We start from the raw sequence: 14,447 nt of genomic DNA, 5'->3' as shown, positions 1-14,447 counted from the left end.
CTTGGGGTGGGCGGTCCGGGGCGCTGAATCGCGCTTGCAATCTAACACCGTTAGAGACATCCTGGGTGCGCAACAGCAGCCCCTAACACCGTTAGGGGCATCTCGGCACACCCGGAGGGGGACGGTTTCGGTGGAAGGTTCGGTCGGCGCCCGGCACAAGTGGCAGGCGCTCGCCACGCTCTGCGTCACGATGTTCATGGCGATGCTGGACAACGTCATCGTCAACATCGCGCTGCCCCGGATCGGCCGGGATCTGGACACCGGCATCAGCGGGCTCCAGTGGGTCGCCGAGGGCTACAGCCTGGTGTACGCGGCGCTGCTGCTCACCGGTGGCACGCTCGGCGACCGGTTCGGCCGGACCAGGGTGTTCCGGGTCGGGCTGGCGCTGTTCACGGTCGGGTCGGCGGCGGCCGCGCTGGCCGGTGACATCGGGGTGCTGGTGGCCGCCCGGATGCTGCAGGGTGTCGGTGCGGCGCTGCTGACGCCGGGCAGTCTGGCGATCCTGGGCCAGGTGTTCACCGACGAGAAGGAGCGGGCCCGGGCGATCGGCCTGTGGTCGGGGGTCTCGGCGCTGGGCCTGTCGATCGGTCCGGTGATCGGCGGTCCGATGGTGGACGCGTTCGGCTGGGCCAGCGTGTTCTGGATCAACGTCCCGGTCGGGCTGGTGGCGCTGGTGCTGGCGTTCCGGGTGCTGCCGGTGATCGCGCCGCGTGAGCGCCGGATCGACCTCACCGGGCTCGCGCTGTCGGCGGCCGGTCTCGGCGCGCTGGTCTACGGCCTGATCGAGGGCCCCGGCCGGGGCTGGACCGATCCCGTCGTGCTGGCCTGCGGGGCGGCCGCGGTGGTGCTGCTCGCGGTCTTCGTCGCGGTCGAACTGCGGTCGGCGGAGCCGATGCTGGAGCTGCGGCTGTTCCGCGACCGGGTGCTCGCCGGGGCGCAGTTGAGCGGCCTGATGGTCAGTTTCGGGATGTTCGGCGCGCTGTTCTTCCTGCCGCTGATGCTCCAGGGCGTGATGCGCTGGTCCCCCACCGACGCCGGGTACGCCGGGCTGCCGATGACGGCCGTGATCATGCTGGCCGCGCCGCTCTCCGGCCGGCTGACCGCCCGTCACGGGACACGCCTGCCGCTGGTGCTGGGCATCTCGCTGTGCGCGGTCGGCCTGGGCGGGCTGTCGCTGTACGGCGGGCACGCGCACTACTGGTCGTACGTGTGGACGCTGGTGGTGCTCGGCTTCGGCATGGGGCTGACGTTCACGCCGGTGTCGATCGCGATGCTGCAGCGGGTCGCCCCGGCGCAGACCGGCATGGCCTCGGCCACCATCAACACGCTGCGCGAACTCGGCGGCGTGCTCGGCATCGCGGTCCTCGGCGCCGTCCTCACCAACCGGCTGACGGGCGCCCTGACCGACTCGTTCCGCCGGCTCGACCTGCCCACCGACGGGGTCGCGCACGCGGTCTCCGCGCTCACCGGCCACGGCACCGGCCCCGCCGCCGCTCCCACGCCCGCGCCCGTGCAGGCGGCCGTCGACAGCGCGTTCGTCGACGCGCTGCACCTCGCCCTGCGCTGCGGCTCCGCCGCGCTGGCCGTGACCGCCGTCCTGGTCGCCGTCCTGCTGCACCGCTCCGCCGCCCGGCACCCGGCCCCGGCGCCGGTCGCCGAGCCGCAGCCCGTGGCGTGACCAACAACGCTCGGTGTCCACGAGGTTGACGGCCCGTTTGCTGTGCTGTTCGGTAAAGGAACGTCAAAGTCGGGACCAAGTAGGGTGACCGGCGACAGGACGCGGATCGCGCGGAGATGTGATGAACGGCGCTGGGTTCGGCGGCCGTACTTCGCTAGCATGGCCCGCTCAAGCGGTCGGACCGACACCGGTGTTGGGGGATGGCGTGCGCGACGTGGGCCCAGGCGGGAGCGGCGGCGGGTTCCAGGTGGACCCGGACGTGCTGGAGGCGGCGGGGCAGACCGCGGCGGTGGACGCCGAGCGGGTGCCGGCCGCCACCACGCGGGTGCTCGGCCCGTCGGACAGTGCGGCGGACGGACTGCGCGGCTGGCAGACCGGCAGCGAGCTCACCGCCTGCACCGCGGAGTGGAAGGGCATGCTGGACAAGCTGTCCGTGGAGATGGACAAGCAGGGCGGCAACCTCCGGCAGACCGCGGCGAACTACCGCCACGCCGACCAGGTCGCGAGCGGCACCGTCACCTCGGCCGGGCGGTGAGCATGGACGTCCCCATGCTCCGCGACGCGGACCCGCGGCGGCTGTTCGGCGCCGCCGACGCGTACGCCGCACTCGCCGACGCCATCGGTGACGACACCGAACAGTGGCGGGCCGGCGTGGACAACCGGGTGCGGGACTCCGGGTGGACCGGCCAAGCGGCCGACAACGCCCGGCAGTCGCTCGCCCGGACCACCGGCAAACTGACCGCCGCACACCTGGAGTTGGCCCGGATCGCACCCGTCCTGCGGGAGGGCGCGGAGGCCTTCGTGCTGGCCCAGGCGGACCTGCGCCGGGCGCTGGACGAGGCGCGGGCCGGCGGCTTCGAGGTCGCCGACGACGGCGGGATCTCCTGGCCCCCGGCCAGTCCTGGCGAGCGGCACGACCCGGACGCGCCGGACCGCACCCGGCAGGGCACCGACCTGCGCGACCGGATCGGCGAGGCGCTGAACAAGGCCGCGCACGCCGACCAGGTGACGGCGCAGCGGCTGCGGCAGTACACCACCGACGCCCGCACCGGCGCCGGCCTCGACCCGTTCGGCTCCGCGATGCGGCTGAACAGCGCGGTGCTGAGCGCGGTCGCCGGCGAGGACCTGGTGCTGTCGGGCATGCCGGGCCAGAACGCCTCGCCGACCGAGGTGAACTCCTGGTGGAAGGGGCTGCCCGCGGACGAGCAGCAGCGGCTGATCAAGGAGCACCCGGACCGGATCGGCAACCGCGACGGCATACCCACCCCGGCCCGCGACCAGGCCAACCGGATCCACCTCGACCAGATGGTGAACGACCTGTCGTCCCGGCAGAACCTGTCGGACTGGGACAAGAAGAAGCTGGAAGGCTTCCGGTCGATCCAGGGCCGCCTGCGCGACGACCAGGGCAAGCAGCCGCCGTCCTACCTGATGGTGATCGGCGACCAGGGCCAGGGCCGGGCCGCGATCGCCTACGGCAACCCGGACACCGCGGACGACGTGGTGGCGTACGTGCCCGGCCTGAACACCGAGGTCAAGAACATGGGCGCCGGTGACGCCAACCGGGCCCGCGACCTGTGGCAGTCCGCGCACGACATCGACCCGACCCGCAAGACCGCCTCGATCGCCTGGCTGGGCTACGACGCCCCGCAGGCCAAGGGGATCAGCCCGGACGCGCTGGCGGTGGCCGGTGACGCGCGGGCCAAGCAGGGCGGCGAGGCCTACCAGGGCTTCCTGCAGGGCCTGCGCGCCTCGCACGAGGGCCAGCCGGCGCACCTGACGGCGCTCGGCCACAGCTACGGCTCGTTCACGGTCGGGCAGGCGGCGCAGCGGCCCGGCGGCATCCCGGCGGACGACATCATCCTGGTGGGCTCCCCCGGCACCGGCGCGCAGAAGGCGTCCCAGCTGGGCGTGGACGGCTCGCACGTGTGGGTGGGCGCGGCCGAGCACGACCCGGTCTCGCACCTGCCGAGCCATGCCGAGGCGAAGGGCATCGGCATCGGTGCGGGCATCGGCGGCGTGCTCGGCGGCTTGCCGGGCGCCGCGCTCGGCGGCTGGATCGGTGACAAGATCGCAGGGCACGATGATCCGCACGAGCTGTGGTTCGGGCAGGACCCGGCGAGTTCCGAGTTCGGCGCGCACCGCTTCGACGTGGCGGACGGCCCGCGGGGCTTCCAGTCGCACTCGGACTACTGGAACCAGGGCGACGGCCGGGACGGCCACTCGCTGCGCAACATGGGCATGATCGTCTCCGGTCACGGTGACCGGGTGATCGGACAGGACCGGCGATGAACGACTTCGCGGCACCCCACCCGTCGGCCGCGCTGCTGGCCGCGAAGGCGGCGGTGGACGAGCTGCTGGACTCCGCCCCGGCGGCGCTGAACCCGCCAGCCGACTGGGCGGACGGCCCGTACGTGGCGGTGGAGCACGAGCACCCGTACACCCGGGAGCCGGACGGCACCGCGCACCTGGAGAAGCGGCGCTACCTGATGACCCGGCTGTCGGCGGACCGCTACCCGGAACTGCTCTCCCAGCTGGCCCGGGCCTGGCAGGCCCGCGGCTGGCGGGTGGACGGCGAGAACGACCCGGTGCTGCCTCTGCTGCGGGCCGAATCGGCGCTCGGGACGGTCGAGTTGAGGATCGGCATACCCGGCAACGCGACGCTGCTGGCGCGGGTGCAGGGCGTGCCGCCGAGCGGCACCTCGTACCCGTTCGGCGGCGACAGCACCGTCCCGCTCGGGCCGGACGGCGTGATGGACACCATGCCGCGCCGGCACGACCCGTTCTGGTCGGTGTGACCTCCGATGGGTAGCCGGAGGGGACTACGGGCGGCGGGCGCCGTCGCCGCGCTGCTGCTGGGGCCGGTGCTGGCGGGCTGCGGCTCGTCCGGCGCGGCGGCGGGCGGCTCGGCGCCGGCCGCCGACCTGGCCAGGGGCCGGATCCAGGAACTGGTGGACGGCACCACCTCGGCGCTGACCCCCGCGGTGCGGTTCGCCGACGACGCCTACCGCTCGGTGCCGCACGAGAACGCCCGCCGGGACAACGACGGCACCGCACAGCTGACGCTCCGCCGGTACGTGCTGACCAAGGTCGCGGAGGCCAACCGGCCCCGGCTGCTGGAGCAGGTCCGGACGTACTGGACCGGCCGCGGCTGGACCGTCACCGAGAACACGGCCTTCGAGGCGGGGGCGCGCACCCCGGACGGCACCGGCGTGACGGTCAGCATCGGCGTCCCCGGCAACGTGACGGTGACGGCCACCGCCCGGGTCCGCGACCCGGGCGCCACCGAGCCGTTCGGCCCGGCCCCCAGCCCGCTGCCGACCGGCGCCGACGGCGGACCCGACACCCTGCCCCGCTTCGACGACCCCGGGTGGTCCTGACCTGCCGGGACGAAACGGGCGGGACCGGTGCTGATCGGACGTCAGAGCGGGTGAGCCGGGCGGTATTTGCCGGGGCACCCTAGGGCGACCCGACCTGACCTGGCTATAGTCGCCCGTGATCTAGCCGGAACGGCGGCCGGCCGAGGGGTTTCCCCGGCATTGGCATGCCCGCCTGCCGCCGTGCCGTCCGGAGCCCCGAAGCCGTCGCGTGTTCCGCCGTTGACCACGGGGAGAGACGACGACCATGGCACACACGACCGGGCGGGGGCGCACCGCGCTCGTCGCCGTCATCGGTGGAACGCTGCTGCTGGGCGGCTGCGGCATCGTTGGCTCTCAGGACAAGAAGGACGACCTGCACGCGATGCTGCCGGAGTCGATCCGCAAGGCCGGGGTGCTGACGGTGGGCGCCTCGTTCACCGCCGCGCCGGTGGTGTACCGCAACGACCGCAACGAGCCGGAGGGCCTGGACCCGCACCTGGCCCAGAAGCTGGGCGAACTGCTCGGCGTCCGGGTCGAGTTCCAGGACGCCGGACAGTTCTCGAACGTGCTGCCGGGCCTGATGAAGCGCCAGTACGACATCGCGATGTCCGGCATCACCGACACCCGCGAGCGCGAGGACGGCCTCGACAAGGACGGCAAGCAGGCCGGCCCTGGCGTCGACTTCGTCGACTACTTCATGGCGGGCATCGGCATCGCCGTCAAGAAGGGCACCACGCAGAACGTCGCCGACATCGACCACCTGTGCGGGCGCACCATCGTGGTCAAGAAGGGCACCACCCACGACGACCTGGTGCAGCGTCAGGCGAAGGTCTGCGAGCACGACGGGAAGCCGCTGAAGATGGTGCAGACCGACACCGACACCGCGGCGCTGGACAAGCTGAAGGGTACGGCGGACGCGTTCGTCACCGACTACCCGAAGGCCCAGTACGCGGCGCAGACCGTGGACAACGGCAACGCCTTCCAGATCGGCGGCCCGCAGATCCAGCCCCGGCCGTTCGGCATCGCGGTGCGCAAGGAGGACTCGGCGCTGCGCGACGTGCTGATGCGGGCGATGAACCGGCTGATCACCGAGGGCGGCTACGACCAGGTGCTGTCCGACCACGACCTGACGGTCGGGGCGATCCAGAACTCGGTGATCAACGGCTCGTCCTGACCGCCCGCCTCAGACCGCGCGGGCGCGTGCGGGGCGGCTCAGACCGCGCGGGCGGGTGCGGGGCGGCTCAGGCCGCACGGGCGGGTGCGGGGCGACTCAGACCGCGCGGGCGGGTGCGGGGCGACTCAGACCGCGCGGGCGGGTGCGGGGCAGCTCAGACCGCGCGGGCGGGTGCGGGGCAGCTCAGGCCGCGCGCAGGGCCAGCACCGCGACGTCGTCGGTGAGGGTGTCGGCGTGGCGGCGGACGTCCCGCTCCAGGAAGGCGACCAGGGTGTCCGGGTCGGTGCCGGGCAGGGTGCCGAGCCGGGCCGCCAGCGGGTAGAACTCGCCGTCGCGGTCCCGGGCCTCGGTGACGCCGTCGGTGTACAGCAGCAGGCTGTGCCCGGACGGCAGCGGCACGGTGGTGGGTTCGGCGGCCGGGCCGTAGGCGAGGTGGCCGAGACCGAGCGGGAGGTCCTCGGCGCAGCGGACGGCGGCGACCGTGCCGGGGGCGACCAGCAGCGGCGCGAGGTGGCCGCGGTTGACCAGGTCGAGCCGCCCGGTGTGCCGGTCGTGCTGGAGCAGCACGGCGGTGACGAACAGTTCGCCGTCGCCACGCTGCTCGGCCGCCCGCCGTACCTGGCGGTCGAGTTGGGCGGCGAGTTCGCCGAGGTCGGCGGTCTCGTGGGCGGCGATCCGGAACGCGCCGATCACGTCGGCGACGGTGCGCACCGCCTCCAGGCCCTTGCCGCGCACGTCGCCCAGCAGGATGCGGGTGCCGTGCCGGGTCTCGCACACGTCGTACAGGTCGCCGCCGATGCCGAAGTCGGCCTCCGCGGGCCGGTACAGCCCGGCGGCCCGCAGTCCCCCGACCCGGGCGGGGACGGGGTGCAGCACGGTGTGCTGGAGGGTGTCGGCGACGGCCCGCATCCGGACCAGGGCGCGGGCCTGGCGGCGGCGCTGGGTGGCCAGCCCGGTGCCCATCACGCCCGCCAGCACGGTGGCCAGGTACGTCCACAGGTGGTGCTGTTCGTGCAGGTGGCCGGAGCGCAGCGCGAGCAGCGCCTGCAGGCCGACGGTGAGGACGGTCGCGAGGGCCACCATGACGGGGCCGGCGCTGAACGCGGCGACCACGGGCAGCACGGTCAGCAGGAAGCCCGCGGCAACGGACCGGGGGACGGACTCCTCCAGCGCCAGATCGGCGACCAGCAGCAGGGCCGGCAGGGCGCGCGCCCAGGTGGGGGTGCGCAGCGCCTCGGCCATCGCGGCCTCCCAGCGGGCGGTGGCCTCCCGGCCGTGCTGGTGGCCGTGCCGGTTTCCGCGGTCCTCGTCGCGGTCCTCGTCGGCGGCGACGCGGACGGGCGTTGCGGTGGGCGCGGGCATGCTGACCTCCTCAGGCGGGCGCCCGGGGTGGGTGCGTCTCCGCACCATCGTCCCGTGCCGTCCGTCGGGACCACCCCTTGCCAAGGTCCCGACGGATTGGGCCGTTCGGCCCGATTCGATCATATTTCAACCACTTGCGTGACCTGTGTCACCGCCGACGACAGGTCAGCGGCGGGTCAGCGGCCGGTGAGCGTGACGGGCAGCGTGCGGAAGCCCCGCAGCACCAGCCGCTCGCGGCGGACGGCCGGACCGGCGGGGGCCAGCGCGGGGAAGCGGCGCAGCAGGGCGGGCAGCGCGGTGACGGCCTCCAGCCGGGCGAGCTGGGCGCCGAGGCAGTAGTGCGGGCCGCCGCCGAAGCTGAGCAGCCGGCCGCCGCCGCGGGTCGGGTCGAAGCGGTCGGGGTCGGGGAAGCGTCGCGGGTCGCGGTTGGCGGCGCCGATCAGCAGCATCATCCCGGTGTCCCGCGGGACGGGCTCGCCGCCGACGGTGGTGCCGGTGAGCGCGATCCGGGAGGTGAGCTGGACGGGCGAGTCGAACCGCAGCACCTCCTCGACCAGCGCGGCCGGGTCGAGCGTGCCGTCGCGCAGCTGCGCGGCGGTGCCGGGGTGCTCGAACAGCAGGGCGAGGGCGTTGCCGAGCAGGTTGCCGGTGGTCTCGAAGCCGGCCACCAGCAGCAGCGCCAGGTTGGCCAGCAGTTCGGTGTCGGACAGCCGCTGCGGGTCGGCGTCGGCGGTCGCGACCAGCGCGCTGACCAGGTCGTCCTTCGGGTCGGCGCGCCGGAGGGCGGCCAACTCGGTGAAGTACCGGGAGAGTTCATCGGCGGCGCGGTCGGCGGCGGCCAGCTCCTCGTCCCCGACCAGGAACTCCAGGGTGGCGGTGAGGTCGGAGGCCAGCGGGCGGAACAGGTGCCGGTCCTGCTCGGGGACGCCGAGCAGTTCGCAGATCACGCCGATCGGCAGCCGGAACGCGAAGGCGTCCAGGAAGTCCACCGGGCCGTCGCCGTGCTCGGCGAGTTCGTCGAGCAGCTGCTCGACGGCGGCGGTGACGGCGGGCGCCAGGGCGGCGACCCGGCGCGGGGTGAACAGCGAGGAGATCAGCGAGCGCATCCGGCCGTGGGCGGGCGCGTTCCGTTCCAGGATCGAGTCGCCCAGCAGGGTCTGGCCCGGGTGGTCGAGGTAGTCGGGTTCGAACTGGACGCGCACCTCCGGCTCGATGACGCCGAAGGCGGGGCTGCGCAGGATCTCGTCGATCTCCTGGTGGCCGGTGACCATCACGATGTACTCGTCGCTGCGCACCGTCGGCCCGAACGCGCGCAGCCGCTCGTACAGCGGGTACGGGTCGCGGCAACCCTCCGGGCCCATCAGCTCGTTGACGATCGTGGCGACGTCCATGCAACTCCCCCGTCAGCAGTCGTACTTATCTGTCCGCTGCGGAACGGCCGGGCGGCGCGCCCGGGTTCCCGCCGCCCGGGCGGGGCCGGTCGGTAGGGTGGCCGGTCATGGAGATCTGGATCAACCCGCGGTGCAGCAAGTGCCGCACCGCCCTGGGCGAACTCGACGCGGCGGGCGCCGAGTACACGGTGCGCCGCTACCTGGAGGAGCCGCCGACCGCCGCCGAACTGACCGAGGTGCTGGGCCGCCTCGGCCTGGAGCCGTGGGACGTGGCCCGGCTGGACGAGCCGGTCGGCAAGGAGCTCGGCCTGCGCTCCTGGGGCCGGGAGGACGCCGACCGGGCGCGCTGGGTCGAGGCGATGGCCGCGCACCCGGCGCTGATCCAGCGCCCGATCATCACCGCCGACGACGGCTACACGGTGATCGGCCGCACCGAGGAGGCGCTGAAGGACGTGCTCTCGCACTGACGGGTTTTGCTGGCCGGGGCGCGGTGACAGCGCGCTGACAGCGTGCTGTGAGCGGGCCCCGGCAGGCTGGCCCGGCCACCTCCGATCCGACAGGAGCCCGCCGTGTCCGACCTGCCGATCCGCCGGCTGACCGTCACCGCCGTCCGCCGCCCCACCCCGCGCACCGTCCGGGCCAGTTTCGCGCTGCCGCCCGGCGAGTTCGCCCTGGCCGGGCCCGACCAGCAGGTCAAGCTGTACTTCCCGCGCCCCGGGCAGGACTCCCCCGAGCTGCCCGCGGCCGCCCCCGGGCAGGACCTGATGGACTGGTACCGGGCCTGCCACGCCGTCCCGGAGCACCGCCGCCCGTGGATGCGGTCCTTCACGATCCGCGCCCACGACGCCGAACTGCACACCGTGGACGTCGACTTCGTGCTGCACGGCGACGGCCCGGCGGCCGACTGGGCGGCCCGCGCCCGGCCCGGGCAGGTGCTGGCCATGTTCGGCCCCTCCCCCGAGTTCGCCCGCCCGTTCCCGCTGGACGGCAGCCGGCCGCTGCTGTTCGCCTGCGACGAGTCGGCGCTGCCCGCGCTCGCCACCCTGGTGGAGGCCCTGCCGGCCGGGGCCCGGGCCCACGCCTGGATCGAGACCGCCGGCCCCGAGGAACAGCAACCCCTGCGCGGCTTCGGCGAGTTGACCGCCCACTGGGTCCACCGCGACGGCGCCGCCCCCGGCGAACGCCTGCTCGCCGCCGTCCGCACCGCCGAACTCCCCGCCGACCTGGAGCACGCCTGGCTGGCCGGCGAGGCCGGCACCGTCCGCGCCCTGCGCCAGCACCTGTTGGCCGAGCGCCACTTGGACCGCGCGAACATCCATTTCACCGGCTACTGGCGCCACCGCCTCACCCAGGACGACGCCCCGACCGCCGAAGACCTCGCCGACGCCCAGGAGTTGCTGGCGCAATACGGGGGCTGACCGTAATCCGGGCGACCGCGCCGCCAGGTGCCTGTTACCGTCCGCCCGATGACCACCAGCCTGCTCCAACCACCGCTGCTCACCCGCCTGCTCGCCGCCGAGCGGATCCTGATCGCCGGCGCGGGCGGCGGCCACGACGTGTACGCCGGGCTGCCGCTCGCCCTCGCGCTGCGCGCCGCCGGACGCGAAGTGCACCTGGCGAACCTGGCGTTCACCCACCACTACGGCCTGGACGCCACCGCCTGGGAAGGCCCGCAGCTGGCCCGGATCACCCCCGACACCCGCTCCGCCGAACCCAAGTTCCCCGAACGCGCCCTGGCCCGCTGGCTGCGCGCACACCAACAGCCCGACACCGTCTGGACGTTCGCCTTCACCGGGGTGAAGCCGCTGCGCGCCGCGTACCGGACGCTGGTGCGCCGGCTCGGCATCGACGCGATCCTGCTGGTCGACGGAGGCACCGACATCCTGCTTCGCGGCGACGAGGCGGGCCTCGGCACCCCCGAGGAGGACATGGCCTCGCTCGCCGCCGTCGCCGGGCTGCGGTCCGTTCCCGAACGCCTGGTCGCCTGCCTGGGCTTCGGCATCGACGCCCACCACGGCGTCAGCCACGGCCTGGTGCTGGAGAACCTCGCCGCCCTGCAACGCGACGGCGGCTACCTGGGCGCGTTCTCGCTCCCCGCCGACGCGCCCGAGGCCGCCCTGTACCTGGACGCCGTCGAGCAGGCCCGGGCCGCCTCGCCCGACCGTCCCAGCATCGTGCAGGGCAGCGTCGCGGCCGCTCTGCGCGGCGAGTTCGGCGACGTCGGGCTCGCCGAGCGGGTGCCCGGCAGCGACCCGTTCGTCAACCCGCTGATGACGCTGTACTTCGGCGTCACCGTCGAGGCCCTGGCCGCCCGCAACCTCTACCTCGACCGCCTGGAGGGCACCACCCAGACCCGCCAGATCGCCTCCGCCATCGCCGACTTCCGCGAGGACCTGCCCGCCCTGCGCCCCGCCCGGGCCTACCCGCACTGACCGACAGTCGGCGGACGCGCCGCACCCGCGAACGCGACGGCTGTCCGACAGGCAAGGCGGCAGGTCGGACCAACCACGGCAGCGTTCCGAGCGGCCAGCGGTCGAGCCGGAACGCCGCCGTCGAGGACAGCGGGAGTTCCGTGGTCGCGCCGTCACGCAACAGGAGTTCGGCGAGTGCGATCAGCAGGTCGTCTCGACCGCGGCCGGGCAGGGTCCTCGGGGAAGCCGAGAGCCCCGCCCGCTCGTACCCCCTCAGTGTGCGATCAGCTCGCGAACTGCGTCACTCACCTCGGGCAGCTCACTCGGGAGTGCCCACTGGTGGGCGTCGTGCTCGGTGAGGACCACCGGTTCGGCCTTCTCCACGGTGACGGCGAAGTTGAACTGGCGGGTGATGCCGCCACGGCTGTTCCGGTAGTCGAAGTGCCCGAGGTAACCGGTGACCTGGTCGATGGTCAGGCCGGTCTCCTCGCCGGTCTCGCGGCGCAAAGCGTCCAGGACGGTCTCCCCGGACTCGACCGTCCCGGAGGGGATCTCCCACAGGCCGCCCATGTAGTCGTCCGGGTTGCGGCGCACGAGCAGGACCCGGCCGTCGTGGTTGATCACAGCAGCGGCGACAAGACCGGTGATGCCGGCGGCTTCGGCCTCGGCCGCCAGGCCGGCGGCGAACTCGGGGGAGGTGACGGTCACAGCAGCTCCTTGTGATGGTCGCTGATCTTGACGGCCGCGCGAACGTACTGCTCGGCCAGCTCCAGATCCTGCTCACGATGCCAGACCGGGAGCTTGATCACGCTGGCGTGGGCACGCTCGGCAACGGGGAAGTCCCCCGCCTTGTACCGGCGGTGGGAACGCGGGTGACCGGGGAACAGCATGCCGGGCTGCTGGTACAACGGCAGCTGATTCATCGGGCAGGTGGAACCGGGCCGGTCGAACTCGGTGCCGCCCTCCGCGATCAGTGCCTGGTGGAACCTCTCGATCGGCAGGCCGCCGAGCTCGCCCGGCCTGTACGTGAGCGTCAACCCGTACCAGGAGGAGACCACCCCTTCGGGCAGCTCGGCCACCTCCAGACCAGGGACCCGGGCGAGCTGTCCGGTGAGGTAGCGTGCGATCTCCGCCCGACCGGCGAGGTAGCCATCCAGCCGAGGCAGCTGGTCGTGGGCGATGGCTGCGGCAAGGGGATGGATGCGGAGCTTGAGACCGGCGCCGGTGACCGCGTACCGCGCGAGCGGATGGCCTTCCGGGATCTCGGTCTTGGCGCGCTTGTTGTAGTGCGCGAGAGTGATGACCCGGTGGTACGTGTCGTCGTCGTCCGTCAGGACGAAGCCGCCCTCGCCGCCGGACAGCGGCTTGGGGCCGTTTAGGGAGAAGGCCGAGGCGAGGCCGAACGTGCCCACCTTCTGCCCGGCGATGCTCGCGCCGTGTGCGTGGGAGCCGTCCTCCAGCACCACCAGGTCGTGGGCATTGGCGACGGCGACGATGTCGGTCATGTCGGCGGGCTTGCCCCACAGGTGGGTGACCATCACCGCCCGGGTACGGGGCGTGATCAGCTCCTCGATCCGGTTCGGGTCGATGTTGCCGTCCGGCCCGGTCTCGCACAGCACCGGCACCGCGCCGAGGTGGAACAGCGGGGAGGCGGTGGCGTGGAAGGTCCAGGCGGGAACGATGACCTCGTGGCCGGGCTTGATCCTCGCGGCCCAGTAGGTGGCGTGTAGGGCGGCGGTGCCGGAGCTGGTGGTGATCGCATGCCGGACGCCGAAGTACTCCTGCAGACTGTCCTCCAGTTCGGCGACGACGCCGGACCGGCCGGGGATGGAAATCGCTTCGTCCAACTGGGCGGCGACCCTGGCGTGGGTGGTGTCGTCGATCGGCGGCCAGGTGAAGTGCGGGCCGTCGGCGGTGACGGCGGGCTTGCCTCCGAACACGGCAAGGGTGCTGGTCACAGCATCTCCTTCGGGTCGATGTAGCGCCCTGCTGCCTTGGACTGGTAGCAGGAGGCGACGAACGCGGCGTGTGCGAGGTGCTGGTCGGGGCCCGAGGTGTTGGGCCTCTGGCCGTCCAGGACCCGGCAGAAGTAGTCGATCTGCGCGGCCGACGCCGAGGCCGGCGCGTGGGGGCGGGTCAGCTCCTCCACGACGGTGCCGTCGAGGTCGAGTCGCCGGACCTGACCTTTGGTCAGCAGCACCGAACCGCGGGTGCCGACCACGTGCAGGCGTTCGGTCTTCGGAGCCACCCACCGCGACAGCAGCACCGAGCCGTACAAGTCGCTGTCGTAGCCGAGTTGGATGACAGCGGTGTCCTCGGCGTCGTAGCTGCCGCCGGGGACGGCCGTGGTGGAGAACTCGGCGATGACCCGGCTGGGCAGGCCGAAGTACCACAGCAGCAGGTCGATCAGGTGGTAGCCCATGTCGATGATGCAGCCGCCCCCGGCCTGGCGGACGTCTCCGCGCCACCCGCCCCCGGGGTCGTCGGTGTGGAAGGTGTACTGGCCGTCGATGAGGAACGGGGTGCCGATCTGGTCCAGCAATCCGGCGACGCTGGTGTAGATCGGGTTGAACCGCCGCTGAAGGGTGACCATCAGCTCGATCCGCCCGGCTCGGCAGATCTGGGCGAGGTCCTGGGCCTCCGACACAGAGGTGGCGAACGGCTTCTCCTTGAGAACATGCACGCCCCGGGCGGCACACTCCTGGACGACCTCCCGGCCGGCGTGGTGCGGGACGGCAACGACCACGAAGTCCGGGGCCACCGCGTCCAACAGCTCACTGGAGCGGGTGAATCCGGGGACCTGGAGGACGTCCTGTCTCTGCCGCAGGGTGTCGGGGTTGTTGTCGCAGATCGCGACGAGCTCGGCTCGGCTGGAGCCGAGCAGGCCGGGCAAGTGGTCTTCGAGCGCCTGGTGGCCGAGGCCGATGACCGCAGCGCGTCGTTTCATGCGCGGACTCCTTCCGCATGGTTGCGGGAACTTGTCGGTGCACGACGAGTAGAGCCCAACTCGCGTTCATCAACCAGGCGTTGCCCGTGGTCCCGGGGTAGTCCCGCCCGTACACGCAGTACGCTCAC

General features: G+C 73.1%; 14 protein-coding genes. 9 read left to right on the top strand and 5 right to left on the bottom strand.

Features of this window, described 5'->3' with window-relative positions; genetic code table 11:
* The first annotated feature begins 130 nt into the window (after positions 1–130).
* The 6 genes from ACGFWJ_RS11560 (at position 131) to ACGFWJ_RS11535 (ending at position 6,208) form a co-directional block, all read left to right on the top strand.
* Positions 131–1,678, top strand: coding sequence for an MFS transporter (locus tag ACGFWJ_RS11560; RefSeq protein ID WP_392947858.1), 1,548 nt, complete (start codon positions 131–133; stop codon positions 1,676–1,678).
* 205 nt (positions 1,679–1,883) lie between these two features.
* On the top strand, positions 1,884–2,213 hold the full coding sequence (locus tag ACGFWJ_RS11555; RefSeq protein WP_392947855.1) for a hypothetical protein: 330 nt from the start codon (positions 1,884–1,886) through the stop codon (positions 2,211–2,213).
* A gap of 2 nt (positions 2,214–2,215) precedes the next feature.
* Positions 2,216–3,967 (top strand): alpha/beta hydrolase, encoded by a 1,752-nt coding sequence (locus ACGFWJ_RS11550; RefSeq protein ID WP_392947853.1) that lies wholly within the window; start codon positions 2,216–2,218, stop codon positions 3,965–3,967.
* Positions 3,964–4,473 carry a hypothetical protein gene (locus ACGFWJ_RS11545; protein WP_387643503.1) on the top strand — a complete coding sequence of 170 codons (510 nt, stop codon included), beginning with the start codon at positions 3,964–3,966 and terminating at the stop codon, positions 4,471–4,473. The genes ACGFWJ_RS11550 and ACGFWJ_RS11545 overlap by 4 nt, the downstream gene beginning before the upstream one ends.
* Before the next feature lie 6 nt (positions 4,474–4,479).
* A complete protein-coding gene (locus tag ACGFWJ_RS11540; protein ID WP_392947850.1) occupies positions 4,480–5,055 on the top strand; it encodes a hypothetical protein in 576 nt (191 codons plus the stop codon).
* A 244-nt stretch (positions 5,056–5,299) separates the two neighbouring features.
* Complete coding sequence (locus ACGFWJ_RS11535) at positions 5,300–6,208, top strand: transporter substrate-binding domain-containing protein (protein WP_392947847.1); 909 nt, start codon at positions 5,300–5,302, stop codon at positions 6,206–6,208.
* 183 nt (positions 6,209–6,391) lie between these two features.
* On the opposite strand, the gene ACGFWJ_RS11530 is transcribed toward ACGFWJ_RS11535, so the two are convergent.
* A complete protein-coding gene (locus ACGFWJ_RS11530) occupies positions 6,392–7,570 on the bottom strand; it encodes a PP2C family protein-serine/threonine phosphatase (protein ID WP_392947845.1) in 1,179 nt (392 codons plus the stop codon).
* Positions 7,571–7,746: 176 nt separating this feature from the next.
* A complete protein-coding gene (locus tag ACGFWJ_RS11525) occupies positions 7,747–8,961 on the bottom strand; it encodes a cytochrome P450 (protein ID WP_392947842.1) in 1,215 nt (404 codons plus the stop codon).
* 107 nt (positions 8,962–9,068) lie between these two features.
* Between ACGFWJ_RS11525 and ACGFWJ_RS11520 the strand changes: the two genes are divergently transcribed.
* From ACGFWJ_RS11520 to ACGFWJ_RS11510, 3 genes are all read left to right on the top strand, one after another.
* Complete coding sequence (locus ACGFWJ_RS11520; protein ID WP_387643493.1) at positions 9,069–9,428, top strand: arsenate reductase family protein; 360 nt, start codon at positions 9,069–9,071, stop codon at positions 9,426–9,428.
* Positions 9,429–9,530: 102 nt separating this feature from the next.
* The gene (locus tag ACGFWJ_RS11515) at positions 9,531–10,379 is read left to right on the top strand and encodes a siderophore-interacting protein (RefSeq protein ID WP_392947840.1); all 849 of its coding nucleotides are present in this window, start codon (positions 9,531–9,533) and stop codon (positions 10,377–10,379) included.
* 48 nt (positions 10,380–10,427) lie between these two features.
* A complete protein-coding gene (locus ACGFWJ_RS11510) occupies positions 10,428–11,393 on the top strand; it encodes a DUF1152 domain-containing protein (RefSeq protein WP_392947837.1) in 966 nt (321 codons plus the stop codon).
* 252 nt (positions 11,394–11,645) lie between these two features.
* On the opposite strand, the gene ACGFWJ_RS11505 is transcribed toward ACGFWJ_RS11510, so the two are convergent.
* Genes ACGFWJ_RS11505 through ACGFWJ_RS11495 form a run of 3 tightly spaced genes read right to left on the bottom strand, consistent with a single transcriptional unit; the run spans position 11,646 to position 14,319 of the window.
* Positions 11,646–12,080 carry an NUDIX domain-containing protein gene (locus ACGFWJ_RS11505; protein ID WP_392947834.1) on the bottom strand — a complete coding sequence of 145 codons (435 nt, stop codon included), beginning with the start codon at positions 12,078–12,080 and terminating at the stop codon, positions 11,646–11,648.
* Complete coding sequence (locus ACGFWJ_RS11500) at positions 12,077–13,330, bottom strand: DegT/DnrJ/EryC1/StrS family aminotransferase (RefSeq protein ID WP_392947831.1); 1,254 nt, start codon at positions 13,328–13,330, stop codon at positions 12,077–12,079. Before ACGFWJ_RS11500 ends, ACGFWJ_RS11505 begins: the two co-directional genes overlap by 4 nt.
* On the bottom strand, positions 13,327–14,319 hold the full coding sequence (locus ACGFWJ_RS11495; RefSeq protein ID WP_392947829.1) for a Gfo/Idh/MocA family protein: 993 nt from the start codon (positions 14,317–14,319) through the stop codon (positions 13,327–13,329). The genes ACGFWJ_RS11500 and ACGFWJ_RS11495 overlap by 4 nt, the downstream gene beginning before the upstream one ends.
* Between the last annotated feature and the right edge of the window lie 128 nt (positions 14,320–14,447).

Origin of the sequence: Kitasatospora sp. NPDC048407 (assembly GCF_043200475.1) — a bacterium.
GTDB lineage: Bacteria > Actinomycetota > Actinomycetes > Streptomycetales > Streptomycetaceae > Kitasatospora.
The sequence above is the reverse complement of the archived record's forward strand: the minus strand, read 5'-3'. Positions and strand labels throughout refer to the sequence as shown.